Source organism: Massilia mucilaginosa, from assembly GCF_011682145.1.
In the GTDB taxonomy this organism is placed as follows: Bacteria; Pseudomonadota; Gammaproteobacteria; order Burkholderiales; family Burkholderiaceae_D; genus Telluria_A; species Telluria_A mucilaginosa.
Genome location: NZ_WHJH01000031.1, coordinates 37,170 through 63,867 on the forward strand (window position 1 = coordinate 37,170; position 26,698 = coordinate 63,867).

Consider the following 26,698-nt stretch of genomic DNA (forward strand, 5'->3'; position numbering starts at 1 on the left):
ATCGTCGCATCGTCACACCGCGCGGGGCCGCTGTTTTCCGCCGGCCGGCCCGCTGTGCGCGGGTCCGGCCCCGGTAGCGCTTGGCTTACTTGACCTTGATCGCGCTCTTGACCGAGGTAACGCCATCGACGCTCTTGGCCAGGCGCACGGCTTTCTCGGCATCGGCCTTGGAATCGACGAAGCCGCTCAGCATGACCACGCCTTTTTCGGTCTCGACGTGGATCGCCATCGATTTCAGTTCCGGCTCCTTGAAGATGTCGGCTTTGACCTTGGTGGTGATCACGGAGTCGGCCACGACAGCACCGGTCTTTTCGGCGGCACGGTCCATTTTAGGCGCCATGGTATCGGCGGCGCGCTCGGTTTTGTCGGCCATGGTATCGATCGCGCGTTCGGTCTTGGCAGCCAGCGTGGCGCCGGCGGCGCGGGTTTTTTCGGCGGCGTTCTCGACTGCGTTGGCGGTGCGCTGGCCGGCCGTGTCGGCAGCCATTTCGGTACGGTTGGCGACAGCGCCGGCGGTGGTGGCGGTGCGCTTGTTGTTATCGACCAGGCAGCCGGTGTTCGGGCTGCCCGCCACCTGGGCGCATTTGTCCACGGCGGCCGCTTTGGTGGCGTCGTTGGTGGTGGTGCGGGTGACCGGGCTCATGGTATCGGTGGTGCCGGCGCTGGCGACCTGCATGTTGCGGTCCGCCTTGACGTCGGCCAGCGCAGCGGTGTGGACTGCGCGCGCATTGCTCATGCAGCTGTCTTTTTCGGCGCCGCTGGCGTCGGCGCATTTGACCTTGGCCAGCGAGTAATCGGCATTGGCCAGTTCGGTGCGGGCCTTGGTGCGGCCTTTGAGGGTGTTGTTGTAATCGGTCAGGGCTGCCAGGTCGGCGCGCGCGCGCACGACTTTCGCTTCTTCGGTGCACACTTTGCGCGCGTTACCGCTCATGTCCTTGCACTGCGCAGTGGCGAGCTTGTAGTCGGCGTCGGCCTGTTGCGTCATCGTGCGGTAAGTCGCGGTATCGGGCTTGGTCTCGGCGGCATAAGCGCCGGCGAAAGCGGCGCTGAGGGCGGTGGCAAGCAATGTGGCGACGATAGGTTTCATGATGAGGTCCCTTTAAATGTATGGTTGTTGGTAGACGGATTTAACATCCTAACCACTCGCAACATCTGTGCGACAACGTACATACGGAAGCAAAAGGGCGATCGATATCGGTTTAATCACTCATCTGCTTGGGAACAAGCAACATCTGGGCGACAACGTACATACGGAAGCAAAAGGGCGATCGATATCGGTTTAATCACTCATCTGCTTGGGAACAAGCAACATCTGGGCGACCACGTACATACGGAAGCCAAAGGACTATCGATATCTGTTTAATCGCTCATCAGCCTGCGCAAAGAGATTCTCGTTGGCATCTTGTGGCCCTTCGGCAATGGCGCGTTCAAGCAGGGCGACCGTGTCGTGCTTGGGCTCGCGAAACCGGGTGCGCACGCGCAGCATTTCATTGACCAGCGCCGTGTAGCGTTCGGGATGGTAGCGCGCGATCCAGGCCACGGCGGTCATGTCGGCATAGGCTTCCTCGGTGCGCACGCGGCGCGCGAACCAGTCGCGCACCGGCCCGATCCAGGCCACCACCGGCAGCAGTTTTTCGTTGTGCGGATAGCCGTTCAGGCGGCGGTGGCAGTGGCCGACTTCATGCATCGCCGCGCCGGCCAGAAACGTGTCGAGCAGTTCGGGGGCAATCATCGAACTGAGCTTGTCGGCCGTTGGATTATTGCTGGCCGAAACGATCAGGGTGCAGCGGCCGTTCTCGCTGGCCAGCCCGACCGGCGTATGGCCCGGCAAACCGTTGCCATCGACAATTTCCAGCGCGATCGGCATGCCCTGTGCGCGGCCGTAGGCCACCGCTTCGGTGGCGGCGGCGATCCACTGGGCTTCGGTGGCCGGGGCGGCGGTCGCCGCCGGGCCGGCCAGCGCCAGCAGCGCCGGCAACAAGGCCATGCGCAGCTTATTCATCGTTGAGCAATCCGGCTTGCCACATCGTCACGGCGTCGTCGAACGGCGTGGCGCCACGGCCGAAACCGTCGGCGTTCTTCGCCAGCCGTACCCAGGTGCGGGTATCGTGGCCGCTGCGCTCGGCCGGCACCGCATCGCGCAGGCTCGACAGCCAGGCGTACACGCGGCCATACTCGGCCGGATGCTGGCGCCGCACCCACGACAGGGCGACCAGGTCGGCGAAGCCTTCTTCGCGGCGCATCTCGCGCATGGCTTTCGATTCGGCCAGCAAGGTGAGGTCGTGCGCCTGCTCGTCGCCGGTTTCGACGAAGCCGGCCGGCAGGGCATGCCACACGCCCTGCACGTAACGCCAGCAATGACCGATTTCGTGGGCCGCCATGGTTTCGATCAGCAAGGTGCGCTCGGCTTCCGGCACGGTCTTGAGAATGTTTTCGGCGTCGGGGTTGCCGCGCATCGACAGCACCAGCTTGCAGCGGCCGTCGACAAAGCCCATCGCGAGCGGCACATCGCCGGGACGGGCTTTTGGTTGCACGGTGATATCAATTGGCAAGTTGATACGTTGCGAATACGCCAACACGGGAGCGGCGGCGTTCAGCCAGCGCGTTTCCAGCTCGGTCAGGGCTGCGCCAGCAGTGGCGGCAGCGGGAATCAGGGTGATGCCGGCGAGCAGGGCGGTCAAAAGGTGCTTGAACATGGCGTTTCCTCAGGAGGTCTATAGGTGCCTAAGAGCAATAATATAGACCTCTGGAACGCTTGGGGAGAAATATCTTTCCTTGTGGAAAATTCTCAACATGGCGCCATGTCAAGCTAGCGCTAGCGCAAACAATCAGAACCTTTCCCACTCGTCAGCAACAGTTTTCTCGGTGGCAATCTTGCGTTGCGGCGCGGCCGGGGTGCGCGCCAGCGCCCTGCCCTTCACAGCCGGTTTGGCCGCCAACGGCGTCTTCACCCGAACCGGCGCCGCGGTGCGCACGCTGCCTTCGGCCAGCACGAACACGCCCACCACCTCGGTCAGCGAGGCCGCCTCGTCATTGAGCGAGGACGCCGCCGCCGCCGCCTGCTCGACCAGCGCGGCGTTCTGCTGGGTTGCCTGGTCCATCTGTCCGATCGCCAGGTTCACCTGCTCGATGCCGGCCGTCTGTTCCTGGCTGGCCAGGCTGATTTCGGCCATGATATCGGTGACCCGCTTCACGCTGGAGACGATCTCCTGCATCGTGCTGCCGGCCTCGTCCACCAGACGCGCACCGGCGTCGACCCGTTCGACCGAATTGCCAATCAGGGTCTTGATCTCTTGCGCCGCCGCCGCCGAGCGCTGCGCCAGGTTGCGCACTTCCGAGGCCACCACCGCGAAACCACGGCCCTGCTCGCCCGCACGGGCCGCTTCCACCGCCGCGTTCAGGGCCAGGATATTGGTCTGGAAAGCAATGCTGTCGATCACGCCGATGATGTCGACGATCTTTTTCGACGATTCGTTGATCGACGCCATCGTGTCGACCACCTGCGACACCACCGCGCCGCCCTTGACCGCCACCTCCGAGGCCGACAGCGCCAGCACATTCGCCTGGCGCGCATTGTCGGCATTCTGGCGCACGGTGCTGGTCAGCTCTTCCATCGACGACGCGGTTTCTTCCAGGGTGCCGGCCTGGCTTTCGGTGCGCGCCGACAAATCCAGATTGCCGGCCGCAATTTCGGACGAGGCAGTCGTGATGGTGGCCGTGCCGGCCCGTACCTGGGCCACGATGGCGACCAGGCTGTCGCGCATGCCTTTCATGGCGAACAGCAGGCTGCTGTTGTCGCCGCTCACGGTGTCGATCTGGACCGCCAGGTTGCCGGCGGCAATGCTGGTCACCACATTGGCCGCGTAATCAGGCTGCCCGCCAAGCTGGCGCAGCAAGCCGCGGCTGATATACCAGGCCGCCACCGAACCGACCGCGACGGCAATCGCGCACAGCACCGTCATCCACAGCAGGAAGGAACTGGCCAGGTGCGAGGCATTGTCGGCCTGCACCCCGGTCATCTTTTCTTCCAGGTCGATCAGGCGGTTGATGCTGGCCAGCCAGCCCACGAACGCCGGGGCCGCCTGCTTGGCCAGCAGCTCGTTGGCCTCGGGCAGCTTGTCGGCCAGGCGCAGCGCGATCACGTTGGCGATCAGCGGCATGGTTTTGTTTTCGCTGTCCTTGATGCCGGCCAGCGCGGATTTTTCCTCGGCGGTGGCATGCGGATTCTCGACCAGCGCGTCGAGCGGCGCGGCCGAGCGCGCATAGTTGTCGGCCAGTTGCTTGATCAGGTCCAGATGCGGCTGGGCGCCCGCGGCGTCGGCGGCCAGCACCACATCGCGCAGCGCAATGGCGCGGTCATGCACGCTGCCGCGAAAATTGATCGCATAGCGCTGCTTGACGTTATTGACCTTGTTAATCTGATTCAGGCTCGCTTCGATGCTGCCGACGCGCGAAATCGCCATCGCCGACAGCACCACGATCAGCAAAAAGACGCCCCCAAAACCCACCGCCAGGCGGCGTCCGATGCTCATTCCAGAAGTATTCATGTCTCGCCCGCGAAAGTTAAATAAGTGCCATGTGGCAACACTCATAAACTCTAGCACGGGCTGAAGCCCGCACAGCGGCTGGCATTGAAATCAGTGCAACCGAGCCCTTCAGAACCCGCCAAACAGGCTTATATCACGCAAATCCGTGGTTTTCCTGTCTGTACAAAATGCGCCGCTATTGGCATTTGCGCCACGGCGCGGTCCTATCTGGCGCGCGTCAGTGCCGCTGCCGTGGTGAATGCGGGACGAATATCGTTCGGCACCGCTTTCATCTTGTCGAGCGCCTTTTGCACGTCCGGACGAATCACCACGTACTTCGCCATCATCTCCTTGGCGCGCGCATAATCGCCGGTCGCCTCGATGGTCAGAAATTCGCGGTTCAAATCGATCACCGCCGGCTTGATCTTCTTGAAATCCACCGAAAACGTGCCGTCGCCGTGCGACACGAAGCCGCCTTTGTCGAGCAGGTAATTGAGCTGGATCGCCATGCCGCGCGCGTGCGAATCGGTCAGCCCGAAATGCAGCGTGCGAAATGCCGACGCCAGGAAGGTGTTATACAGCTTGCGCTCGGCCAGCGCGCCCTGCCCCAGCGTGTCTTTCAGCTGCCCTTTGTCCATCATGTACGCCAGCGCCCACAGGCCCGCCATATCGGCCTTGGCTTCCTCGATGGTCGAATACGCGTCTTTCAGGTCCTGGCGCGGGGTCGATGGCTTGCCGTCCTGGACGGTCGCGTGCGGTCCCAGCCCGTGCGTGATTTCGTGCGCCAGGATATGCGTGAAGAAGGAATCGAAATCGAGGTCCTTTTGCGCATCCGGACGCAGTACCAGCCTGGTGATCGGCGTGAGCGTCGATGTGAACTTCGCTTCCTGGATATTTTTCAGCATCACGCGCTTGGAACCACGGGCACTGATAATGCGCTCGTCGTTCGGCAGGTTATAGGCGGCCGTCTGCACGCCCATATTGCCGTCGCCGGCGCCATACACCTGATTGACCACCACCATCGGCGCCAGCGCACCGACTTTCGGATTGCGGTACTGCTTGTCGAGCGGGAGGTTGTCTTCCAGTTCCTGCATGTGCTTGCTGAAGAAATCGAGCTTGCGGGTTTCTTTCTCGTCGCGGATATTCACGTACGCTTCGAACGCCGCCTTGTAGCCGAACAGTTCATCGTTATACGTTTCATACGGGCCGATGGTGACATCGACCGGCGAGTCGAGATCCATCCACGCGAAATCGGACGCCAGGTAATCGTTCGACAAGAACGCATCGGCGCGCAGGGCCAGGAATTTCTTGAGCGAGGCGTTGTCGGTCAAGGCCGCCGCGTCGCGCAGCAATGTGGCCAGCTTTTCCAGTTCGGCCTTGTATTCCTCGGCATAGCTCACCGTCTTGAATGTGCCTTCGGCGCCATGGCCGATGGTGGTGAAGAACCACTGGGCCTGTTCCTTGTCTTTTGGCGCGAGTGCGTTCATCCACGCTTCGAGCGAGGCCTTGGTCGCGCCCTCGGGGTAGAAATTCGCGCCTTCCGGTTTCTTGGCCGGAATGCTGATGCCGGCGTAAGTGGCCGGCATGAAGGATTGATGACCGTCGAGGATGGACCACGGGCCTTTGTTCAGCCAAAAATAGTCCAGGCGCGCCTTGCCGAGGGCGCTCTTGTCTTTTTTGAGCGCGCTCCACAGGGCTTCATTGTGCGCCCAGCGCTGGCGCAGCTGCAAGGTGTCGATGATATTGGCCGCTTCGATCAGTTTGACGATGGCGGCTTTGTCGCCCTTGGACAGCGCCGCCGTATCGGCGCGCAGGTCGACCGGGGCATAGCGCTTGGCCATCTGCTTCAGTTGCGCCACATTGGCGGGTTGCTCGGCGGCGTGAGCGGCGCCGGCCAGCAGCAGGAGGACGGGAAGTAGGAATTTTTTCATGGGCCTTGAGAGCAATAGTTGGCAAAAACAGCATCCTGATTCTATCCCTCCTGCGCCCCGCCTTCCATACTCGTTTCGACAGGACCGCTATCCGGCCCTGCGAATGTGAAGGAGTAAGCAATGTATCTGATGTCGATCGGAGCCGGCGTGCTGGTAGGGATCATCTACGCGCTGATCAACGTGCGTTCGCCCGCGCCGCCAGCCATCGCACTGCTGGGCCTGCTGGGAATGCTGATCGGCGAACAGATGGTCCCCATCGCCAAGCGCGTCATCGCCGGCGAACCTTTAAGCATCACGTGGTTCAAAAGCGAATGCGCCCCAAAAATCACCGGCCTGCAAGCCCCGGCCACCGACAAGGAAAATGCATGAGCGCCTCCCTGATCCTCATCAACGGCCGCTTCCACACCACCGACCGCGCCAACCCGATCGTCAACGCGGTCGCCATCGCCGACGAACGCTTCCTGGAAGTGGGCGCCGTCGACGACGTGATGCGCCACCGCGGCCCGGCGACCCAGGTCATCGACCTGGCCGGACGCACCGTCATTCCGGGCCTGAACGACTCGCACATGCACCTCATTCGCGGTGGCCTGAACTACAACCTCGAACTGCGCTGGGAAGGCGTGCCCTCGCTGGCCGACGCCATGCGCATGCTGCGCGAACAGGCCGAGCGCACGCCGTCGCCGCAATGGGTGCGCGTGGTCGGCGGCTGGTCAGAATTTCAATTCGCCGAAAAGCGCATGCCGACCATCGAGGAACTCAACGCCGCCGCCCCCGACACCCCGGTCTTCGTGCTGCACCTGTACGACCGCGCCCTGCTCAACCAGGCCGCGCTGCGGGCGGTCGGCTACACCCGCGACACCCCCAACCCGCCCGGCGGCGAGATCGTGCGCGACGCCGCCGGCAACCCGACCGGCATGCTGATCGCCCGTCCCAACGCGATGATCCTGTACGCCACGCTGGCCAAAGGGCCTGCGCTGCCGCTCGAACACCAGGTCAACTCCACGCGCCAGTTCATGCGCGAACTCAATCGCCTGGGCGTGACCAGCGTGATCGACGCCGGCGGCGGCTTCCAGAACTTCCCCGACGATTACGCCATCGTCGACCAGCTCGCGCGCGACAAGCAGCTCACCGTGCGCATCGCCTACAACCTGTTCACGCAAAACAAGGGCGCCGAACTGCAGGACTTCCAGGCCTGGACCAGCATGATCAAGCCGGGCGACGGCAGCGACTACTACCGCCATAACGGCGCCGGCGAGATGCTGGTGTTCTCGGCCGCCGACTTCGAAGACTTCCTCGAACCGCGTCCCGAACTGGCCGCCGGCATGGAAGACGAACTCGAAAAAGTCGTGCGCCACCTGGTCGAACAGCGCTGGCCGTTCCGCCTGCACGCCACCTACGACGAATCGATTTCGCGCATGCTCGACGTGTTCGAAAAGGTCAACCGCGAGATCCCCTTCGACGGCCTGCGCTGGATGTTCGACCACGCCGAAACCATCACCCCGCGCAATATCGACCGTGTACGCGCGCTCGGCGGCGGCATCGCCATCCAGCACCGCATGGCCTTCCAGGGCGAGTATTTCGTCGAGCGCTACGGCGCCGAAGCGGCCCGCCACACGCCGCCGATCGCGCGCATGTTAGAGGCCGGCGTGCCGGTCGGCGCCGGCACCGACGCCACCCGCGTGGCCAGCTACAACCCGTGGACGGCGCTGTACTGGCTGGTGTCCGGGCGCACCGTCGGCGGCTTGCGCCTGTACGGCGCCGACCAGCAGATGCCGCGCGCCACCGCGCTCGAACTGTGGACCTCGGGCAGCGCCTGGTTCTCCAGCGAGCAGCATCGGAAGGGCCGCATCAAGGCGGGCCAGCTGGCCGATCTGGCGGTCCTGTCGGGCGACTATTTCAGCGTGGCGGAAGATGACATCAAGGCGCTCGAATCGGTGCTCACCGTCGTCGGCGGCAACGTGGTGTACGGCGCGGGCGGCTTTGCCCCGCTGGCGCCGCCCGCCATTCCGGTGCTGCCCGACTGGTCGCCCGTGAAAGCCTACGGCGGCCATTACCGGCCCGTGGCAAACACCCGCAGCGCGCTGCCGCACCTGTGCGCCGGATCGTGCGGCGTGCATGGCCACGCGCACGGCATCGCCCGCAAGTCGGCCATCCCGGTCAGCAGCCACACCGGCTTCTGGGGCGCGCTCGGCTGCAGCTGCTTCGCGTTCTGACCAGCCCCATTTTTCAACCCAAGGAGTGCATTGCATGAATCCGAAACTCGACGTCCTGACCCCGCAAAACTCGCAACTGATCTTCATCGACCACCAGCCGCAGATGGCCTTCGGCGTGCAGTCGATCGACCGCCAGGTCCTCAAGAACAACACGGTGGCGCTGGCCAAGGCCGCCAAAGCCTTCAACATCCCGACCGTGATCACCACCGTCGAAACGCAGGCGTTTTCGGGCCACACCTACCCGGAACTGCTGGACGTGTTCCCTGGCCAGAAAATCCTCGAGCGCAGCTCGATGAATTCGTGGGACGACCAGAAAGTGCGCGATGCGCTCAAAGCGAGCGGCCGCAAAAAGGTCATCGTGGCCGGCCTGTGGACGGAAGTGTGCAACAACAGCTTCGCGCTGTGCGCCATGGCCGAAGGCGATTACGAGATCTACATGGTGGCCGATGCATCGGGCGGCACCTCGAAGGAAGCGCACGACTACGCCATGCAGCGCATGATCCAGGCCGGCGTGGTGCCGGTGACCTGGCAGCAGGTCATGCTGGAGTGGCAGCGCGACTGGGCGCACCGCGAAACCTACGACGCCGTGATGGCGATCGTGCGCGAACACTCGGGCGCCTACGGCATGGGCGTCGACTACGCCTACACGATGGTGCACAAGGCGGCTGAACGCACCACGGGCGAGCACGAAGTGCTAGCGCCGGTGCCGGCCAAGTAATCCCATCATCGCCGCCGCTCCCGCCCATGCGCGCGCGGCGGCGCTAACGACAACAAGAAAGCAACCATGTCCACAAACGACAACCCGAAAACCCTCTCCCGCCGCGCGGCCATCACCGCCGGTGCCTCCCTGGCCGCCGCCATCCCGCTGGCCGCCATCAGCTCCGGCGCCCAGGCCGCACCGGCCGCCGCCATCAAGCGCAGCGCCAGCACCATCACCACCAAAGACGGCGTCGAACTCTATTACAAGGACTGGGGCAGCGGCCAACCGGTCGTGTTCTGCCACGGCTGGCCGTTGAACAGCGACAGCTGGGAATCGCAGATGTTCCACCTAGCGAACAACGGTTTCCGCGTCATCGCCCACGACCGCCGTGGCCACGGCCGTTCCAGCCAGCCCTGGACCGGCAACGACATGGACCACTACGCCGACGACCTGGCCCAGGTCATCGAAGCGCTGGACCTGAAAAACGCCATCCTGATCGGCTTTTCGACCGGCGGCGGCGAAGTGGCCCGCTACGTCGGCCGCCACGGCACCAGTCGCGTCGCCAAACTCGGCCTCATCTCCGCCGTGCCGCCGCTGATGCTCAAAACCGCCGACAACCCGGGCGGCCTGCCGATCGAGGTCTTCGACGGCATCCGCGCGGCCTCGGTCAAGGACCGCTCGCAGTTCTACCTGGACCTGGCCTCCGGCCCGTTCTACGGCTTCAACCGCCCCGGCGCCAAAACCTCGCAGGGCCTGATCAACGCCTGGTGGATGCAGGGCATGATGGCCGGCCACAAGAACACCTACGACTCGATCAAGGCGTTCTCGGAAACCGACTTCCGCGCCGACCTGAAAAAATTCGACAAGCCGACCCTGGTCATCCACGGCGCCGACGACCAGATCGTGCCGATCGACGCCGCCGGCAAGGCCTCGGCCGCCATCGTCAAGCACGCCAAGCTGATTATCTATCCTGGCGCCCCGCACGGACTGACCGACACCCACAAGGACCAGGTCAACGCCGACATTCTCGCTTTCGCCACATCGTGACCCCCGACCAGCGCAACCGCCTCCGCAGCATCGACATGGGCTTCCTGGCGGGCTATGTGGACACCCTGGGCTTCGTCGCCCTGTTTGGCTTGTTCACCGCCCATGTCACCGGTAACTTCGTGCTGATCGGGGTTGCGCTGGCCGACACCTCCAAGGCCTCAATCCTGCTCAAGTTCCTGGCCTTCCCCGCCTTCATCGCGGGCATCGCCATGGCGCGCCTGCTGATCCTGGCCTGCGACAAGCGCCGGTGGCCGGCCCTGAAACTGGCCCTGCTGCTGCAAGTGGTCCTGCTGGCCGGCTTCATGCTGGCCGGGATGGCCGCCGCGCCCATCGGCGACACCGCTTCCACCCTGGCCATGGCGGCGGGCCTCCTGGGCACCGCCGCCATGGGCGCGCACAGCGCCAGCAGCCGCCTGCTGCTGGCCCAACTGGCGCCCACCTCGATGATGACCGGGAACGTGACCCAGGTCGTCATCGACAGCATCGACGTGCTGCGCGGCGCCGGCGACGCCGCCACCAGCGCGCGCTGCGGCAAATTCTTCTGGCCCCTGCTCGCTTTTGCCATCGGCGCCATCGCCGCCGCCTTTGCCTTCATGGCGTTCGGCTTCATCGCCCTGTCAATCCCGATCGCGATTCTGTGCGCCGACATGGCGCTGCCCGAGCCAGGCAAGGGAACCGCATGAACAAGGTGCGCCTGGAAGCCTTCAGCGATGGCGTGATCGCCATCATCATCACCATCATGGTGCTGGAACTGAAAACCCCGCACGGCCCGGCGCCGCACGACCTGGCGCCGGTGCTGCCGGTGATGCTGCGCTACCTGCTCAGCTTCATCTACGTGGGCATCTACTGGATCAACCACCACTACCTGTTCGACAAGGTGCGGAAGGTCGACGGCGTGGCCATGTGGGCCAACCTGCACCTGCTGTTCTGGATTTCGCTGATTCCTTTTGTGACCGCGTGGGCCGGCGAACATCCGTTCGATTCGGTTCCGGTGGCCATGTACGGCGTGGTGCTGCTGATGTGCTCCATCGGCTTTGTGGTACTGGACGAGGTGCTGCGGCGGCGCGGCGCCATGCACGCCGGCCCCGCGCGTCCGAGCTGGATGGAACGCAAGAACCTGGCCTCGATGCTGCTGTATGCGCTGGCGATCCCGCTCGCGCTGTGGTACGCGCCGGCTGGCTCCGCCGTGCATGTGATCGTCGCCATGCTCTGGCTGCGCCCGCGCGCGCCAGCTTGAGCCGATGGCGCCGGTGGTATCATCGCGCGCCATGAACAGCGGCTTGCCGAGCGCTGACCGCCCGGCGCACAGGACCAACATCGTATGACACCGCACTCCATGTTCAGCACATCCTTGCGGCGCCTGGCCGCCCTGGTGCTGGCGAGCGCCTTGGGCGCCGCCGCGCAGGCGCAGGTGCGCTCGCTCGACCAGCTGGAGCACCGGCGCTGGGTTGCGGCCGACGGCGGCCCGAGCCAGGTCGGCGCCATGGCCCAGACGCGCGACGGCTACCTGTGGCTCGGCACCAATGAATCCCTGTTCCGCTTCGACGGCGTGCGTTTCGTGCGCTACGAAGCGCCCGGCCTGAACACGCCGGGTATCGTCGCCTCGCTGCTGGCCGTGGACGACGAACTGTGGGTCGGCCTGCGCTTCGGCGGCGTGCGCGTGATCGGCCCGGGCGGCATGCGCGAACACCCGCCCGGTCCCAACCTGCCCGAGGGCGCCATCTACAGCCTCGCGCGCGACAGCGCCAGGGCGATCTGGGTCGCCGCCGACGATGGCCTGGCGCGTTACGACGGCAGCCACTGGGAACGGATCGGCTCCGGCTGGGGCTTCCCCGGCAAGAAGGCGCGCGCGGTGTTCGTCGACGGCGGCGGCACGCTGTGGGCCGCCAACGAAAACCGCCTCCTGTACCTGCCCAAGGGCGAACGCCGTTTCGTCGACAGCGGCCTGGCGGTGGACTGGGCCGGCCAGATCGCGCAGGCGCGCGACGGCGCCATCTGGCTCACGGAGCGCTACAGCGGCAAGATCCATCGCGTGCTGCTGTTCGATGGCCACCTGACCACCGGCACCATCGCCATCGACACACCGGCCATCGGCCTGCTGTTCGACCGCGGCGGCGGCCTGTGGATCGGCACCACCGGCAACGGCGTGCAGTACGTCGACAATCCACGCAGCATGGGCGCCATCAAGACGCGCACCACGTTTTCGGCGCGCGATGGCCTCAGTTCGGACTTCATCTGGAAGATGCTGGAAGACGCCGAAGGCAACCTCTGGGTCGGCAGCAACGCAGGCCTGGACCGCTTCCGCCAGCGCGCCCTGATGCCCGCCGGTTTTCCGGCCGGTTCGCTCAACTTCGCGCTGGTCGCCGGCAACGACGGCAGCCTGTGGGCCGGTCCCAGCAACCGCCCGGCCATGCGCCTGATGAACGGCGCCGCCGCGGTGCTGGACATGCCGGCGCCGGTGTCGTGCGCCATGCGCGATCTTGATGGCACCATCTGGATGGGCGGCCCGTCCGGCATCTGGCGCTCGCGCGGTGCGCGCCTGGAAAAATTCGCCGACCTGCCGCCGGCCGCGCTGGCCGAATCATCGGTGCGGGCAATGGCGCGCGACGCCAGCGGCGACCTGTGGGTCTCGTTCAACCGGCTTGGCCTGTTCCGCCTGCGCGACGGCGTGTGGATCGCCACGCCGCCGCCCTCGCCGTCGGCCAACCAGCGCATGCCGGTGTCCGCCTCGGCCGACGCCAGCGGGCGGCTGTGGTTCGGCTACCGCGACAACCTGCTGGTCACCCGCGACGGCGATGGCGAAAAACGCTGGGGCGAAGCGGACGGCATGAACATCGGCCACGTCATCGCCATCACCCATCACGGCCAGCGCACCTGGGTCGGCGGCCAGCGCGGCATCGGCTACATCGACGGCCAGCGCTACCAGGCATTGCGCCTGCCCGACAACGGCCTGTTCGCCAACATCTACGCCATCATCGTGGTGCCGGCCAAGGACGGGCGCGGCGACGACCTGTGGGTGCACTCGCGCTCGGGCATCTTCCAGCTGACCGCCGCCGAAATGGCGCGCGCGTATGCCGATGCGAGCTACCGCATCGGCTACCGCTCGTACGATCTGATGGGCGGGCTGGCCAACGACCCGTACCAGGTGCTGCCGCTGCCGACGGCGGTGCGCAGCCGCGACGGGCGGCTGTGGTTCTCGACCAGCAGCGGCGTGGCCTGGATCGATCCGGACCGGCCCCACCCGGAGCAGGCCGGCCCCAGGGTGCTGATCGAGTCGGTCCATGTGGACGGCGTGCTTGCGGCCGGCGGCGCGCCTGCCACCCTGGCCGCCGGCACCCAGCGCATCGCGATCGACTACACGGCACTGAGCCTGTCCGCGCCCGAGCGCCTGAACTTCCGCTACCGGCTCGATGGCTACGACTCCGGCTGGCAGGATGCGGGACGCCAGCGCCAGGCCGTCTACACCGGCCTCGGTGCGGGCAAATACCGCTTCCGCGTGGTGGCGCATAACCAGGATGGGCTGCCCAGCACGCGCGAAGCCGTGTTCGAATTCCGCATTGCGCCGGCGCTGTACCGCCAGCCGCTGTTCTTGCTGCTGGCAGGCTCGCTCGGCTTCGGCGCCTTGTGGATGCTGTACCGGATCAACATGCGGCGCGCCGCCGCGCGCCTGTGCGAACGCATCGAGGAGCGCCACAGCGAACGCGAACGCATCGCGCGCGACCTGCACGACACCTTGCTGCAAGGCGTGCACGGACTGATTTTGCGCTTCCAGGCGATCGTCTACACCATCCCGGCCGGCAGTCCGGCGCGCCACAGCCTGGAAGATGCGCTCGACCGCGCCGACCAGGTGCTGATCGAAGGCCGCGACCGGGTGCGCGACCTGCGCATCGGCGCGGTCGACCTGAGCGAACTGCACGACGCCTTGCACAAGCTGGGCACGGAACTCGAACAAAAAGGCGGCGCGCGCTTTGCGCTGACGGTGCGCGGCACGCCGGCGCAATTGCGTCCGCTGGTGCGCGACGAGGTGTACCAGGTCGGGCACGAGGCGATCGTCAACGCTTTCCGCCACGCGCATGCGCAGCACGTGACGGTCGAAGTCGACTACGGCGCGCGCCTGTTCCGCATGACGGTCGGCGACGATGGCCTGGGCATCGACGCAAGCTACAGGACGCCGCAGGGACGCCCGGACCACTGGGGCTTGCGCGGCATGCACGAGCGGGTGGCGCGCATCGGCGCCCAACTGGTGATCGACAGCGATCCGGCGCGCGGCAGCGCGATCCGGCTCGACATCAAGGCGCAACTGGCCTACCGGCGCGCGCCGCGCCGCCTGTTCGCATGGCTGCGTACAAAAAACCATAAAAGGGGAGAACAATGAATCCTGAAACGCCACCCATCCGGGTGCTGGTGTGCGACGACCATCCGATGATGCGCGAAGGGATTGCCGCCGTCATCGCCAGTCAGCCCGACATGTGCCTGGCCGGCGAAGCGGGCGACGGGCGCGAGGCGGTGACGCAGTACCGCGCGCTGCAGCCGGATGTGGCGCTGATCGACATCCAGATGCCCGACATGAACGGCATCGAAGCGATCCAGGCGATCCGCGCCGAATTCGCGCAGGCGCGCATCGCGGTGCTGACCACCTACCGGGGCGACGCGCGCGCGCTGCAAGCGATCCGCTCCGGCGCGCAGGCCTACCTGCTCAAGAGCGCCCTGCGCAAGGAGCTGACCGAGGCGATCCGCGCGCTGGCGGCGGGCAAGCGCTATTTTCCGGCGGAGATCGCGGCCGAACTGGCCAACCACCTGGGCCAGGAACGCCTGACCCCGCGCGAAGTGCAGGTGCTGCAACTGATCGCGCGGGGACACAGCAACAAGCAGGTGGCGGGCGAACTGGCGCTGTCGGAAGATACCGTCAAGGGGCACCTGCGCAATATCATGGACAAGCTGGGGGCGAACAACCGCACGCACGCGGTGACGATTGCGATCGAACGCGGATTTATCGGTTTGTAGATTGACGGGGTTGACGATCAAAGAAGCGTAGTATGAGGAACTGGTGACAAAAACAGCAACTTTACTTCATTGACAATCAATCCGCGCGACGGCGCGCTTAGCTGGCAGGAATCATGATGAATTTTCGACGCTTCACCAGATCGCGCTGGGGTTCGGTTTTCTCGTCCATCGTCGTGTTTGCCGCCGCTTTTGTGATCGGCATGGCGCTGCTGGGCCTCGTTTCGCTTTCCTGGCCGGGCTGGAATACGATCCTGAAATCAGGATGCCTGTTCGCCCTTTTTGGCACCTGTTTTGGATCGATCGTCGCGCTCGACAGCAGATCATCCATGGCTGCCGGGGACTACCCGCTTGTTCGCACCTTGTTGTGTGGCGCGTTCGCCGCTGCCGCTGTTTTGGTTGCGCAGGCGTGGCCACCGGCGGCGATCAGCCACGCGTGGCTGGCCGGCGGCGCCGTCATCGGCGACGTGCTCGGATGGATCGGCTGGACCTGGGCGAAATACATCAGCTTCCAGCTCGCACCAACACTTTTGGGGGGGTAGGCAGTCACCCGGGCGGCCCTGTTCGCGCAAGCTGGCTTCACGCATCATCGTCGCTGACGCAAGATCGTCAGCCACCCTGGAGCGAACCATGCAAGCGACCCTGATTTCCCCCTCATCGAAGGCCGCGCCGGCGCGCTACCGCCGCCAGGCGCCGCCGCTGCCGCTGCCGTCGCCGGATGAGGGCAAGGGCGCCCTCGCCGCCTGGCAGGTGCGCCAGCTGACCGCGCATATCGACGCCAACCTGTGCGCCACCCTGCGCACCACGCATCTGGCCGCCACGGTGGGCCTGAGCGTGAGCCACTTCTCGCGCGCGTTCAAGAACGCGGTCGGGGTGCCGCCGCGCCTGTACGTGCTGCGGCGCCGGGTGGCGGCGGCGTGCGAGGCCATGCTCTCCGGCGACGAACCGCTGACCCACATCGCCCACGCCCATGGCTTTTGCGACCAGTCGCATTTTTCGCGCGCCTTCCAGATGCTGATCGGGATGGGGCCGCAGGCATGGCGCCGCAGCCAGCGCTGAACATTTTTTCGCCCGTAACCGGCGATCAGGAACATGGTTCTTTTCGGCCAGCCAGGCCATCTGGGATAATGTGCGCCGGCGTCGCATGGCGACACTCTCCGATCTCACTGGCAGGCAGAAAACGTATGAAGCATTTGCACCGATTGCACCGATTGCACCTGACCGCGCCGCGGGCCTTGGCGGCGCTGGCCGTGTGGCTGCTACTGACCTTGGGCGGGCCGTGGCTCCAGTCCGGCATGGGCCAGCAATCGCTGGCCGCTGCGGCCGGCGGCGGCATCGGCGTGGGGTGGCTGCTGGCTGCGGTTTTTGCCGCCATCGTCGCCCTGACCTCGCGCGACCGCCGCGCCGCCGGCCTGTTCGCGCCTGCGCCGATGCGCTCGGCGCGGCTGGTGTGGTTGCCGTTGCTGTATGCGCTCCTGATGCTGCTGGTGGCCTGGGCCGACGGCTGGCCGGCGCGCGGCGTGCTGCTGGTCGTCGCCTGCAATACGGCGCTGGTGGCGCTGTCGGAAGAACTGATGTTCCGCGCCGTCCTGTTGCAGGGCTTCCTGGACCGCTTTGCGATCTGGCCGGCCCTGTTCCTGTCCTCCGCCGTGTTCGGCGCGGTGCATGCGGTCAACGGCTTCGCCAGCGGCGACGCCGACGCCGCGCTGGTGCAGTCGGTGTCTGCCTTTTTGCAGGGCCTGGCCTACACCGCCATCCGCCTGCGCACGCGCTCGATCTGGCCGATGGTATTGGTACATGGACTGTGGGACTTTTCGCTGATGTCGTCGATGCTGTCGGCCACCTCGGGCGGCGAGAACTCGGTGCTGCCGTATGCCGCGCTGTTCGCCGTGCTACCCATGTGCCTGTATGGCTTGTATCTGATGCGCGCCGTGCGTGGTCACGCCATGCCGGGCATGGCGGCGCCGCTGTCCGCACCTGCTTGATCCGGCTTAAGCAGCCAGGCTGCCTGAATCGATGCCCGACATACCTGCCCACAGGTGGGGCAGGTGATTCTTCCAGCATCTAATCGTCGGCGACTTGCGGGTACTGCAACGGCTCGATGTCCCACATGCCCCCTTCCCGCTTTCTCCACGTCAGCTGGCCGAGCAATTCTCCTTCCGCATCGTACAGCGGAATATTCGCCGGCGCGCTGATACCGGGGCCGGACCCGTTGTAACTGCCAATATGCATAGTAACTAGGGAGCATACGATGTCTTTTGGCGGATAGGATGACGCGCCATTATCCGCCTTGCGACGAGCGCCAACAAGCGGGCCGCCCTACCACACCCGGTAAACCTGCCCCGTCTGCGCGCCTTCCACGCTGCGGCTGTAGGCCAGCGCCACGCGGCTGGCCGATGTGGCCTCGAAGCCATAAAAATACGGCCCATACGCATCGAGCGATTCTTCCAGCACCGTCGGGCTGATGGCGTTGATGCGCAATCCGCGCGGCAGCTCGATCGCCGCGCCGCGCACGAACCCTTCGACCGCGCTGTTGACCATGCTTGCCGAGGCGCCAAAGCGGATCGGCTGCTCGGCCACGATGCCGCTGACCAGGGTGATCGATCCGCCGTCGTTCAAGCACTCCGCCGCCACCTGCGCCACATTCACCTGCCCCATCAATTTGCCGGCGATGCCGACCTGGAACTGCTCCGGCCCCAAGTCAGCGAGTGCGCCGAAATGCACCGCGCCGGCCGCCACCACGACCGCATCGACCTTGCCGACTTGCTCGAACAGGCGGCGCACCTGCGCGATATCGCGGATATCGGCGCGCACGTCGCCGCTGCTGGCGCCCACGCTCACGATCTCGTGGCGCACGGCCAGATGGGAAGAAACTGCTTTGCCAATAGTGCCGCTGGCCCCGATGACGACGATTTTCATAGTGACTCCATATATGAACGATTGGGAGATAACAGTATCGCGCCGTTAGCAATGAAGATAAATGGACTAAGATGACGGATATTGCTCACTCACGATTCGGAATCAATGGACAAGCTGCGCAGCATGGAGATTTTTACGGCGGTGGTGGACGACGGCAGTTTCACCGCGGCCGCCGCGCGTTTCGACATGTCGGCGGTGATGGTTGGCAAGCACATCCGCTTCCTGGAAGAGCGCCTGGGCGCGCGCCTGATCGCCCGCACCACGCGGCGCCAGAGCCTGACCGAAATCGGCGAACAATATGTGGAGCAGTGCCGCAGCATCCTGGCGCAGGTGCGCGATGCCGAATCGGGCGCGGAGGCGATGCGCCTGGCCCCGCGCGGGCGGCTGCGCATCAGTGCCCCGGTCACTTTTGGGAGCGAGTCGCTGTCGCCGCTGCTGCCGGGCTACCTGGCGCGGTATCCCGACGTGAGCCTCGACCTCGAATTGAACGACCGCCTGGTCGATGTGGTGGACGATGGCTACGACGCGGTGATCCGCATCGGCGAACTCGATGACTCGGGCATGATCGCGCGCCGGCTACGCCCCTACCGCATGCTGATCTGCGCTTCGCCCGACTACCTTGCGCGCCACGGCACGCCGCGCGTGCCGGCCGATCTGGCGCGGCACGAATGCCTGGACTTCATGCACTGGAAAAGACTGGTGCGCTGGCGCCTGGACCACGACGACGGCGGCGCGCCGGCGCGGGCCAGCCGCTTGCGCTCGAACAACGGGCAGGCGCTGAAACAGGCGGCATTGGCGGGCTTCGGGATCGTGATGCAGGCGGAGGTGATGCTGGCGCAGGAAGTGGCGGCGGGCCGGCTGGTGTCGCTGCTCGAGGCGCACATTCCGCCGGCGCGCACCATGCACGTGCTGTATCCGCCCGACCGCCAGGCCACGCCGAAACTGACGACGTTCATCGATTTTCTGCTGGAGCACTTCGGCCCGCAGTAGTGCGCAGTAGTGCGCACCGCTGCCGGTACAACTCAGCGCGACGCCTGGGCGCTGGTCGCCTCGGCCGCTTGCTGGGTCCAGCCGCCGCCGAGCGAACGCGCCACGGCCACGCTGGCCAGCAGGCGCTGGGTGCGGATCTGCGCGGCCGCGCGGTCGGCGTTGAGTGAACTGCGCTGGGCGTCGGTCACGTCCAGATAGGTCGACAGGCCACGCTCGTAGCGCGCCTGCGCCACCAGATAAGCACGCGCAGCGGCCTGCTGCGACTGGGCCTGCACTTCGCCCTGGCGCTGGCGCTGCTGCACGTCCGACAGCGCATCTTCGACTTCGCGCAGGGCCGTCAACAGTTTGCTTTCGTGATTGGCGCGCGCTTCGGCGTAACGCGCCTGCGACATCGCCAGGTTGGCCTTGTTGCGGCCGCCATCGAAAATCGGCAGCGACAAGGCCAGCGGGCCAATCGAGAACTGGCGCGCACCGCTGTCGGTCAGGTTGCGCAGGCTCTCGGACGCATAACCAAAATTGCCGGTCAGGGTCAGCGACGGATAAAACGCGCCTTCCGCTACCGCCACCTGCGCATTGGCCGCGCGCAGGCCCGCCACGCTCGAGGCCAGGTCGGGGCGCTGCGCCAGCAGGGTCGCCGGAAGGCCGACCGGGATGCCTGGTGGCGCCGGCAGGTCCGCCTTGGCGGTGGCTGCGATCAGCGGCGACGACGGCGACACGCCAGCCAGGGTGGCCAGGCTGTGTTCGAGCAGGTTGCGCTGGCGCTGGACTTCATGCAGGTCGGCCTCGGCGTTGCCACGCTCGATGCGGGCGCGCGCGACATCGAGTTCGTTGGTCAGGCCGGCGTTAAAACGCGCTTCGACCAGTTGCTGCGATTCGCCGCGCGTGGCCAGCGCGTTTTTCAGGATCGCCAGTTCGGCATCCATGCCGCGCAGCTGCCAGTAGGTGCCGGCCACCTGCGCCGACAGCAGCAGGATCACGCCATCGCGGTCGTCCTGTGCCGCCAGCGCCTGGGCGTCGGCCGCTTCGACCACGCGCTTGACGCGGCCCCACAGGTCCAGCTCATACGAGAGCGAAGCGCCGACAACATAGTTATTCCCTTCGATCGAGCGGTGCCCCAGGGCCAGGCCCTGCGAGGTCTCGGCCGAACTGCGGGAATTAGCAACCGAGGTGCTGAGATTCACGCTTGGCGAGAGCGCCGCGCGCAGGTTGCCCATCTGGGCTTGCGCCTGCAGCAGGCGCTGCGCGCTGGCTTTGACGCCCGGGTTGTCGCGCACGGCGCGCTGCTCAAGGTCGTTCAGGGTGGCGTCGCCGAACACGGTCCACCAGCTTGCCGGCAGGCGGGCAGCCTGCTTGTCGGCGCTGGCGTGGCGCCAGCCCGGGTTGGCGGCGGCGACAGGTTCGACGAAATCGGTGCCGATGGTGGCGCAGCCGGACAGCGCCAGCAGCGCGCACAGGATCAGTGGCTTCAAGATGATTCTCCCTACTTTTAATGAGCGCCCGCGCCGGGACCGGACGGGGCTTTGACGTTGTCGGCGAACAGCAGCGCGCCGACGCAAGCGAACAGGAATACAGCCATGATGACAAAGCCATCGTTATAGGCCATGACATAGGCTTCGCGCCGCACCACGCCGCCGATCACGGCCAGCGCCTGGTTGGCGGCGGTGGCCGGGTCGATGCCGTTGGCCATGAAGGCGGCGGTCAGCTGTTCCAGGCGCTCCTGCACCGGCGCCGACATGGCGGTGACCGACTGGCCGATGATCGCCGAGTGAAAGTGCTCGCGGTTGGTCAGGGTGGTGGCCAGCATGGCGATGCCGATCGAGCCGCCCAGGTTACGCGTCATGTTGAACAGGCTCGATGCCGACGACGTATCCTGCGGCGGGATCTTGTGCATCGCAAAGCTGGACAGGGTCAGCATGATGAAAGGCTGGCCCAGGGCGCGTACGACCTGAGACCAGAATAGCTGGTCGTACCCGGTGGTCGCATCCATGTGCGAATTCATCAGGCAAGAAATTCCGAACAGGGTCAGGCCGATCGAACACAAAATGCGGTTGTCGACCTTGGACGAGAGCGCGGCGGCGAACGGCATGATGAACAGTTGCGGCAGGCCGGCCCACATGATGACTTCACCGATCTGCATCGGCGTGTAGCCGGCGATCTGGCCCAGGTACAGCGGCAGCAGGAAGGACGAACCGTACAGGCCCATGCCGATCACCGCCGACAGAATGGTCGCGACGATGAAGTTGCGCTGCCCGTACAGGCGCAGGTTCACGAACGGATCGGGGCGCGTCAGGCTGGTCACGGCCCACCCCACCAGGCCAATCAGCGACAAGGTGGCGAAGGTGATGATAAAACCGGACTCGAACCATTCCTTCGAATTGCCTTCTTCAAGGAAGATGGTCAGGCAGCCCAGGCCCATGGCCATCAGGAAGATGCCGAGCCAGTCGGCCTTGAGCAGCAGGCGCAGATTGCTTGGGCTGCGGTCCAGGCCCCACCAGATGCCGCCGATCAGCAGCAGGCCCGGTACCCAGTTGATGTAGAAAATCGATGGCCAGCCGTAGATTTCGGACAGGTAGCCGCCCAGGGTCGGCCCCATGGCCGGCGCCAGGGTCGCGGTCAGACCGAAGATGGCCATGCCGACCGAGCGGTGCGAAGCCGGCAGCTTGGCCATGACCAGGGTCATCGCCATGGGAATCAGGGCGCCGCCGGTAAAGCCCTGCAGCGCGCGGAACACGATCATGCTTTCCAGGTTCCAGGCCGAGCCGCACAGGGTCGAGAACACCAGGAACAGCGCGGTGGTGCCCATCATGTACATGCGCATGCCGAACACGCGCGCCAGCAGCGCGGTCATCGGGATGACCACGATTTCGGCGCACAGGTAGGCGGTGGAGATCCACGAGCCTTCTTCCTGCGTGGCCGACAGGGTGCCCAGAATGTCTTTGAGCGAGGAGTTGGTGATCTGGATATCCAGGATCGCCATGAAGGCGCCCAGCATGCCGGCGGCGACGGCGATCCAGGTGCGCAGGTCGACCTTGTCGGCGATCGGCGGCGCTGCCGCCATGCTGCCGGCGGTCATGGTGTTGGTCGGGCTGCTCATGAACTGTGCTTAGTGGGCTGCCGGGGCGGCGACGGGGGCGGTCGCGGTCTTGGTGGCTGGCGCTTGCTGGCCGATGTCGATTTCGGCCAGAGCCGACATGCCCGGCACCAGGCGGCCCTGCAGGGCCTTGACGTCTTCGGCGCGCAGCACGATCTTGACCGGCACGCGCTGGACGATCTTGGTGAAGTTACCGGTGGCGTTATCGGCCGGCAGCAGTGCGAACTGGTTGCCCGAGGCCGGCGAGAAGCTGTCGATGCGGCCGACCAGCGGGTGCTTCGGCATGGCGTCGATCACGACGTGCACGGACTGGCCGGGATGCAGGTCCGCCAACTGGGTTTCCTTGAAATTGGCGGTGATCCAGACCTCGTCCTGGACGATGGCGGCCAGCTGCTGGCCCGGCTGGACGCGCGCGCCCACTTCCACGCTGCGGCGGCCAAGGCGGCCTTCGACCGGCGCCAGGATGCGGTTGTAGGCCAGCTGCTGCTGGGCGTCTTTCAACTGGGTTTGCAGGACCTTGATCTGGGCCTTGACGACATCGCGCGCGGCGCCGGCGGCGGTGATCTGGGCCTGGGCCGCAACCACGGCGCCGCGCCGTGCCGACACGTCGGCCATCGCACCGGCGCGGCCGGCGTTGGCGGCATCGAGTTCGGCTTTCGAGACGGCCTTCATCTGCGCGTTGTACAACTGGCCGAAACGCTCGGCGTCCTGTTTGGCGCGCAGCAGCTGCGCTTCCGATTGCAGCACCTGGGCCGAGGCGGCGGCAGCCTGCGCGCGCACCTGTTCGACCTGGGCGTCGGCCTGCAGCACCTGCTGCTGCGCGCTGGCGATCTGCGCCTGGATCTGTTCGACCTTGACGCGCTGGTCGGCCGGATCGAGTTCGGCGATCACGTCGCCGGCTTTCACGGTCTGGTTATCTTCCACCAGCACCTTGGTCACCACGCCCGAAATGCGGGCCGATACCGGGTGCACGTGGCCGGACACGAAGGCGTTTTCGGTCTCGACGAAATGCGAGCTGCGGTACCACATGCGGCCACCGGTGCCGAGCGCCACCAGGGCGATCAGGGCCAATACGCCGCGCACGCGCCAGTTGGGCGGCGTCGCGGCAGGCGCCGCGACGGTTGGAACGGGGGCGAGCTTGTGTGGCTCGGCCTTGGCTGGTGCTTGCGACATGGTACTGCTCCGATAATGAAATGGGGTAAGTGCATTATTCCCCATGGATTGCGTCAAGTCAAGAAATGAAACGGTTGCATTTCATTTTGGATTGAATTAGAGTGAGGCCATGACGACAGACTCCCCTGCCCCCGTAGTTCCGGCCGCCAAATCGGCGGGCCGGCCGCGCGCCTGCGAGCTCGAAGCGCGCAACAACAACCTGATCGAGACCGCCGGGCAGCTGATGCTCAAGCATGGCTACGGCAAGGTCAGCCTGGAAACCATCGCCCGTGAAGCGCACGTGGCGGTGCGCACGATTTACGTCAAGTTCGGCGGCAAGGCGGGCCTGTTCCAGGCGGTGCTGCTGGCCAACCGCAGCCGCTTCTTCACGGCCAGCGAGGTGGAACAGGACATGCGGCCGCTCAGGCAGGTCATTTCCGAATTCAGTTTGCAGTTTTTCGACATGATCACGGCGCCGGAGGCCTTGAGCATGCAGCGCATGGTGATTGCCGAAGCGGCGTCGAATCCTGAATTATCGGTCTCGTTTTACGAAGCGGGGCCGCGCCAGACGCGCGACATGCTGACCCGCTATTTCGCGCGGCCCGATATCCGGGCGCAGCTGCGCGAGGATCTGGCGCTCGAATTGATTCCGACGTTTTTGCTCAATTGCGTGCAGGGCGAATACTTCGGACGGTTCTTGTTCCAGCCGGTTGCGCAGGCGCGGGAAGATGTGGTGACGGCGCTGGAGCAGCGGCTCGATCTGTTTTACCGCAGCGTGCTGCGGGCGCCCTGACCCTCGTCGACGGCCGCGTGCCCGGGAGAATGTGCGTCATCGCACCGAAGTGGTGCGTTTTTTCTGGCACAGTTCACGTCTTTCAAGGAGGATGGTATGAGCAAGTCTGCTCGCTACGAATGGCATGACCAGCAAGCGTCACTGAATGAACGGATGAAGGGTTTTCTGGAGAACCCGAACATGGAACAACTCGAAGCGGTGGTGGCGGAGATGCACGCGTATGCGGCTGCCGCCAGGTCGGGGAATATCGAGATTCCTGCGCGGTGGGTGAGTTTTCACTAGCAGCTTCGGTAGACGTTAGCGCTGAAAGATGCCTCTAGCCTTAGGACCGTCTTTCCCGCGAAGGCGGGAATCCATAGCACCTCTTTATCCTAGGGGGTATGGATCCCCGCCTTCGCGGGGACGACGGTTTTGAGCTTGTTGGCCATCGCAACCGCCGAAAAAAAGCCCCGTTGACGCATCCGCGCGAACGGGGCTTTTTGTATTCCTGCTCTTACTTCTTAAAGCTTACTTCTTGCGCACCGGCGGCAAATCCGTGCACGTACCTTCATACACTTCCGCCGCCATCCCGATCGACTCGCCCAGGGTCGGATGCGGGTGGATCGTCTTGGCGATATCGATGCCATCGGCACCCATCTCGATCGCCAGCGCGATCTCGCCGATCATGTCGCCCGCATGCGTGCCCACGATCCCGCCACCGACAATGCGGTGCGTCTCGGCGTCGAACAGCAGCTTGGTGAAGCCTTCGTCACGTCCATTGGCAACCGCGCGGCCGCTCGCGGCCCACGGGAAGTGACCTTTTTCGAGCTTGATGCCCTTGGCTTTCGCCTCGTCTTCGGTAATCCCGACCCATGCCACTTCGGGATCGGTGTACGCCACCGATGGAATCACCTTGACGTCGAAGAACGCCTTCTCGCCGTGCGCCGCTTCGGCCGCAACGTGCGCCTCGTGCACCGCCTTGTGCGCCAGCATCGGCTGGCCCACCAGGTCGCCAATGGCGAAAATGTGCGGCACGTTGGTGCGCATCTGCGCGTCGACCGGAATGAAACCGCGCTCGGTGACCGTCACGCCGGCCTTGTCGGCAGCGATCTTGCCGCCGTTCGGGCTGCGGCCCACTGCGACCAGCACCATGTCGTAGATCTGCGGCTCGGGCGCGGTGGCGCCGGCTTCGGCTGCTTCGAAGGACACTTTGATGCCCTCTTCCAGCGCTTCCACGGCCACCGTCCTGGTCTTGGTCATGACCTTGTCGAAGCGCTTCTCGTTGAACTTCTGCCAGACCTTGACCATGTCGCGGTCGGCGCCCTGCATCAGGCCATCGAGCATTTCCACGACGTCGATGCGGCTACCCAAGGTCGAGTACACGGTCGCCATTTCCAGGCCGATGATGCCGCCGCCGATGACCAGCATGCGTTTCGGGATCTGGCGCAGTTCCAGCGCGCCGGTCGAATCGACGATGCGCGGATCTTTCGGCACGAACGGCAGGTTGACCACGGCCGAACCGGCGGCGATGATCGCTTTCTGGAACTGCACCACCTTCTTGCTGCCGTCAGCAAAGGTCACTTCGATGTGGTTGGCGCTGACGAACTGGCCCACGCCCTGCACCACGTTCACCTTGCGCATCTTGGCCATGCCCGCCAGACCCGTGGTCATCTTGGTGATGACCTTGTCCTTGTAGGCGCGCAGCTGGTCGATGTCGATTTCCGGCTTGGCGAAGCTGATGCCGTGCTTGGACATCGCTTGCGTTTCATCGATCACGGCCGCCACGTGCAGCAGCGCTTTCGATGGAATGCAGCCGACGTTCAGGCACACGCCGCCAAGCGAGGCGTAACGCTCGATCAGCACCGTGTTCATGCCCAGGTCGGCCGAGCGGAATGCCGCCGAGTAGCCGCCAGGACCTGCGCCCAGCACCATCATCTCGCATTCGATGTCGACCTTGCCATCGTACTTGGCCATGGCCGGCGCGGGTGCTGCTGCCACCGGTGCGGCTGGCGGCGTAGGATGCGCGGGCGCCTGCGATTCGGTCGGTGCAGCAGCGGCAGTTGCCGCCGGGGCCGCCGCCGCTGGAGCAGCAGCGGGAGCTGCGGCTGCATCGCCAGCTTCCTCGAGCACCAGCAGCATCGACCCTTCGGCGATCTTGTCGCCCACCTTGACCTTGATTTCCTTGACCACGCCGGCGTTACTGGCCGGGATTTCCATGCTGGCCTTGTCGGATTCGACGGTGATCAGGGACTGGTCGACCTTGATCGTGTCGCCCACCTTGACCATCACTTCAATGACTTCAACTTCCTTGAAGTCGCCGATATTCGGTACTTTTACCTCGATTGTGCTCATCGCT

At 65.2% G+C, this 26,698-nt stretch carries 24 protein-coding genes; 14 read left to right on the forward strand and 10 right to left on the reverse strand.

Annotated features, from left to right (window positions below):
* Positions 1-85: 85 nt before the first annotated feature.
* From F2P45_RS36345 to F2P45_RS21710, 5 genes are all read right to left on the reverse strand, one after another.
* The gene (locus tag F2P45_RS36345; RefSeq protein ID WP_229505215.1) at positions 86-1,087 is read right to left on the reverse strand and encodes a BON domain-containing protein; all 1,002 of its coding nucleotides are present in this window, start codon (positions 1,085-1,087) and stop codon (positions 86-88) included.
* A gap of 258 nt (positions 1,088-1,345) precedes the next feature.
* Positions 1,346-2,002: a hypothetical protein gene (locus F2P45_RS21695; protein ID WP_166879872.1), complete on the reverse strand. Its 657-nt coding sequence runs from the start codon at positions 2,000-2,002 to the stop codon at positions 1,346-1,348.
* The gene (locus tag F2P45_RS21700; RefSeq protein WP_166879873.1) at positions 1,995-2,696 is read right to left on the reverse strand and encodes a hypothetical protein; all 702 of its coding nucleotides are present in this window, start codon (positions 2,694-2,696) and stop codon (positions 1,995-1,997) included. The genes F2P45_RS21695 and F2P45_RS21700 overlap by 8 nt, the downstream gene beginning before the upstream one ends.
* A gap of 132 nt (positions 2,697-2,828) precedes the next feature.
* Entirely contained in the window at positions 2,829-4,547 is a 1,719-nt protein-coding gene (locus tag F2P45_RS21705) for a methyl-accepting chemotaxis protein (RefSeq protein WP_229505216.1), read from the reverse strand.
* Between the two features lie 203 nt (positions 4,548-4,750).
* On the reverse strand, positions 4,751-6,457 hold the full coding sequence (locus tag F2P45_RS21710) for a DUF8614 domain-containing protein (protein ID WP_166879875.1): 1,707 nt from the start codon (positions 6,455-6,457) through the stop codon (positions 4,751-4,753).
* Between the two features lie 120 nt (positions 6,458-6,577).
* On the opposite strand from F2P45_RS21710, the gene F2P45_RS21715 reads away from it, so the two are divergent.
* From F2P45_RS21715 to F2P45_RS21765, 11 genes are all read left to right on the forward strand, one after another.
* Positions 6,578-6,826, forward strand: a complete 249-nt coding sequence (locus F2P45_RS21715) for a DUF1427 family protein (protein ID WP_166879877.1) — start codon at positions 6,578-6,580, stop codon at positions 6,824-6,826.
* The gene (locus F2P45_RS21720; protein WP_166879879.1) at positions 6,823-8,670 is read left to right on the forward strand and encodes an amidohydrolase; all 1,848 of its coding nucleotides are present in this window, start codon (positions 6,823-6,825) and stop codon (positions 8,668-8,670) included. Before F2P45_RS21715 ends, F2P45_RS21720 begins: the two co-directional genes overlap by 4 nt.
* Positions 8,671-8,704: 34 nt before the next feature.
* Positions 8,705-9,388 carry a hydrolase gene (locus F2P45_RS21725; RefSeq protein ID WP_166879881.1) on the forward strand — a complete coding sequence of 228 codons (684 nt, stop codon included), beginning with the start codon at positions 8,705-8,707 and terminating at the stop codon, positions 9,386-9,388.
* A 66-nt stretch (positions 9,389-9,454) separates the two neighbouring features.
* Positions 9,455-10,417: an alpha/beta fold hydrolase gene (locus tag F2P45_RS21730; RefSeq protein ID WP_166879883.1), complete on the forward strand. Its 963-nt coding sequence runs from the start codon at positions 9,455-9,457 to the stop codon at positions 10,415-10,417.
* Positions 10,414-11,100 (forward strand): YoaK family protein, encoded by a 687-nt coding sequence (locus F2P45_RS21735; protein ID WP_166879885.1) that lies wholly within the window; start codon positions 10,414-10,416, stop codon positions 11,098-11,100. Before F2P45_RS21730 ends, F2P45_RS21735 begins: the two co-directional genes overlap by 4 nt.
* Positions 11,097-11,654: a TMEM175 family protein gene (locus tag F2P45_RS21740; RefSeq protein ID WP_166879886.1), complete on the forward strand. Its 558-nt coding sequence runs from the start codon at positions 11,097-11,099 to the stop codon at positions 11,652-11,654. Before F2P45_RS21735 ends, F2P45_RS21740 begins: the two co-directional genes overlap by 4 nt.
* 84 nt (positions 11,655-11,738) lie before the next feature.
* A complete protein-coding gene (locus tag F2P45_RS21745; RefSeq protein ID WP_166879888.1) occupies positions 11,739-14,792 on the forward strand; it encodes a sensor histidine kinase in 3,054 nt (1,017 codons plus the stop codon).
* Positions 14,789-15,421, forward strand: a complete 633-nt coding sequence (locus F2P45_RS21750) for a response regulator (protein ID WP_166879889.1) — start codon at positions 14,789-14,791, stop codon at positions 15,419-15,421. The genes F2P45_RS21745 and F2P45_RS21750 overlap by 4 nt, the downstream gene beginning before the upstream one ends.
* 113 nt (positions 15,422-15,534) lie before the next feature.
* The gene (locus F2P45_RS21755) at positions 15,535-15,960 is read left to right on the forward strand and encodes a hypothetical protein (RefSeq protein ID WP_166879891.1); all 426 of its coding nucleotides are present in this window, start codon (positions 15,535-15,537) and stop codon (positions 15,958-15,960) included.
* Between the two features lie 88 nt (positions 15,961-16,048).
* Complete coding sequence (locus F2P45_RS21760; protein WP_166879892.1) at positions 16,049-16,477, forward strand: helix-turn-helix domain-containing protein; 429 nt, start codon at positions 16,049-16,051, stop codon at positions 16,475-16,477.
* A 125-nt stretch (positions 16,478-16,602) separates the two neighbouring features.
* Positions 16,603-17,403 carry a CPBP family intramembrane glutamic endopeptidase gene (locus F2P45_RS21765; protein WP_166879894.1) on the forward strand — a complete coding sequence of 267 codons (801 nt, stop codon included), beginning with the start codon at positions 16,603-16,605 and terminating at the stop codon, positions 17,401-17,403.
* 334 nt (positions 17,404-17,737) lie between these two features.
* Here F2P45_RS21765 and F2P45_RS21770 read toward each other — a convergent pair whose 3' ends face one another.
* A complete protein-coding gene (locus tag F2P45_RS21770) occupies positions 17,738-18,337 on the reverse strand; it encodes a short chain dehydrogenase (RefSeq protein ID WP_166879895.1) in 600 nt (199 codons plus the stop codon).
* Positions 18,338-18,442: 105 nt separating this feature from the next.
* On the opposite strand from F2P45_RS21770, the gene F2P45_RS21775 reads away from it, so the two are divergent.
* Positions 18,443-19,327 (forward strand): LysR family transcriptional regulator, encoded by an 885-nt coding sequence (locus tag F2P45_RS21775; protein ID WP_166879897.1) that lies wholly within the window; start codon positions 18,443-18,445, stop codon positions 19,325-19,327.
* Between the two features lie 32 nt (positions 19,328-19,359).
* Here F2P45_RS21775 and F2P45_RS21780 read toward each other — a convergent pair whose 3' ends face one another.
* Genes F2P45_RS21780 through F2P45_RS21790 form a run of 3 tightly spaced genes read right to left on the reverse strand, consistent with a single transcriptional unit; the run spans position 19,360 to position 23,591 of the window.
* Complete coding sequence (locus tag F2P45_RS21780) at positions 19,360-20,799, reverse strand: efflux transporter outer membrane subunit (protein WP_370663294.1); 1,440 nt, start codon at positions 20,797-20,799, stop codon at positions 19,360-19,362.
* 14 nt (positions 20,800-20,813) lie between these two features.
* A complete protein-coding gene (locus F2P45_RS21785; protein WP_166879899.1) occupies positions 20,814-22,421 on the reverse strand; it encodes a DHA2 family efflux MFS transporter permease subunit in 1,608 nt (535 codons plus the stop codon).
* A gap of 9 nt (positions 22,422-22,430) precedes the next feature.
* A complete protein-coding gene (locus F2P45_RS21790; protein ID WP_166879900.1) occupies positions 22,431-23,591 on the reverse strand; it encodes an HlyD family secretion protein in 1,161 nt (386 codons plus the stop codon).
* Between the two features lie 109 nt (positions 23,592-23,700).
* Between F2P45_RS21790 and F2P45_RS21795 the strand changes: the two genes are divergently transcribed.
* Positions 23,701-24,363 carry a TetR/AcrR family transcriptional regulator gene (locus tag F2P45_RS21795; RefSeq protein ID WP_166879902.1) on the forward strand — a complete coding sequence of 221 codons (663 nt, stop codon included), beginning with the start codon at positions 23,701-23,703 and terminating at the stop codon, positions 24,361-24,363.
* 96 nt (positions 24,364-24,459) lie between these two features.
* Positions 24,460-24,645 carry a hypothetical protein gene (locus tag F2P45_RS21800; RefSeq protein WP_099875462.1) on the forward strand — a complete coding sequence of 62 codons (186 nt, stop codon included), beginning with the start codon at positions 24,460-24,462 and terminating at the stop codon, positions 24,643-24,645.
* Between the two features lie 225 nt (positions 24,646-24,870).
* Here the strand turns inward: F2P45_RS21800 and lpdA are convergent, their stop codons facing one another.
* On the reverse strand, positions 24,871-26,694 hold the full coding sequence (gene lpdA / locus F2P45_RS21805) for a dihydrolipoyl dehydrogenase (RefSeq protein WP_166879904.1): 1,824 nt from the start codon (positions 26,692-26,694) through the stop codon (positions 24,871-24,873).
* Positions 26,695-26,698 lie beyond the last annotated feature (4 nt).

Excerpts from the sequence above, each read along its gene's own strand:
- F2P45_RS21730 (WP_166879883.1), top strand. The coding sequence starts at position 9,455 with ATGTCCACAAACGACAACCCGAAAACCCTCTCCCGCCGCGCGGCCATC.
- F2P45_RS21800 (WP_099875462.1), top strand. The coding sequence starts at position 24,460 with ATGAGCAAGTCTGCTCGCTACGAATGGCATGACCAGCAAGCGTCACTG.
- F2P45_RS21740 (WP_166879886.1), top strand. The coding sequence starts at position 11,097 with ATGAACAAGGTGCGCCTGGAAGCCTTCAGCGATGGCGTGATCGCCATC.
- F2P45_RS21755 (WP_166879891.1), top strand. The coding sequence starts at position 15,535 with ATGATGAATTTTCGACGCTTCACCAGATCGCGCTGGGGTTCGGTTTTC.
- lpdA (WP_166879904.1), bottom strand. The coding sequence starts at position 26,694 with ATGAGCACAATCGAGGTAAAAGTACCGAATATCGGCGACTTCAAGGAA.
- F2P45_RS21715 (WP_166879877.1), top strand. The coding sequence starts at position 6,578 with ATGTATCTGATGTCGATCGGAGCCGGCGTGCTGGTAGGGATCATCTAC.
- F2P45_RS21775 (WP_166879897.1), top strand. The coding sequence starts at position 18,443 with ATGGACAAGCTGCGCAGCATGGAGATTTTTACGGCGGTGGTGGACGAC.
- F2P45_RS21725 (WP_166879881.1), top strand. The coding sequence starts at position 8,705 with ATGAATCCGAAACTCGACGTCCTGACCCCGCAAAACTCGCAACTGATC.
- F2P45_RS21720 (WP_166879879.1), top strand. The coding sequence starts at position 6,823 with ATGAGCGCCTCCCTGATCCTCATCAACGGCCGCTTCCACACCACCGAC.
- F2P45_RS21765 (WP_166879894.1), top strand. The coding sequence starts at position 16,603 with ATGAAGCATTTGCACCGATTGCACCGATTGCACCTGACCGCGCCGCGG.
- F2P45_RS21795 (WP_166879902.1), top strand. The coding sequence starts at position 23,701 with ATGACGACAGACTCCCCTGCCCCCGTAGTTCCGGCCGCCAAATCGGCG.
- F2P45_RS21705 (WP_229505216.1), bottom strand. The coding sequence starts at position 4,547 with ATGAATACTTCTGGAATGAGCATCGGACGCCGCCTGGCGGTGGGTTTT.
- F2P45_RS21700 (WP_166879873.1), bottom strand. The coding sequence starts at position 2,696 with ATGTTCAAGCACCTTTTGACCGCCCTGCTCGCCGGCATCACCCTGATT.
- F2P45_RS21770 (WP_166879895.1), bottom strand. The coding sequence starts at position 18,337 with ATGAAAATCGTCGTCATCGGGGCCAGCGGCACTATTGGCAAAGCAGTT.
- F2P45_RS21745 (WP_166879888.1), top strand. The coding sequence starts at position 11,739 with ATGACACCGCACTCCATGTTCAGCACATCCTTGCGGCGCCTGGCCGCC.
- F2P45_RS21710 (WP_166879875.1), bottom strand. The coding sequence starts at position 6,457 with ATGAAAAAATTCCTACTTCCCGTCCTCCTGCTGCTGGCCGGCGCCGCT.
- F2P45_RS21790 (WP_166879900.1), bottom strand. The coding sequence starts at position 23,591 with ATGTCGCAAGCACCAGCCAAGGCCGAGCCACACAAGCTCGCCCCCGTT.
- F2P45_RS36345 (WP_229505215.1), bottom strand. The coding sequence starts at position 1,087 with ATGAAACCTATCGTCGCCACATTGCTTGCCACCGCCCTCAGCGCCGCT.
- F2P45_RS21760 (WP_166879892.1), top strand. The coding sequence starts at position 16,049 with ATGCAAGCGACCCTGATTTCCCCCTCATCGAAGGCCGCGCCGGCGCGC.
- F2P45_RS21750 (WP_166879889.1), top strand. The coding sequence starts at position 14,789 with ATGAATCCTGAAACGCCACCCATCCGGGTGCTGGTGTGCGACGACCAT.
- F2P45_RS21785 (WP_166879899.1), bottom strand. The coding sequence starts at position 22,421 with ATGAGCAGCCCGACCAACACCATGACCGCCGGCAGCATGGCGGCAGCG.
- F2P45_RS21695 (WP_166879872.1), bottom strand. The coding sequence starts at position 2,002 with ATGAATAAGCTGCGCATGGCCTTGTTGCCGGCGCTGCTGGCGCTGGCC.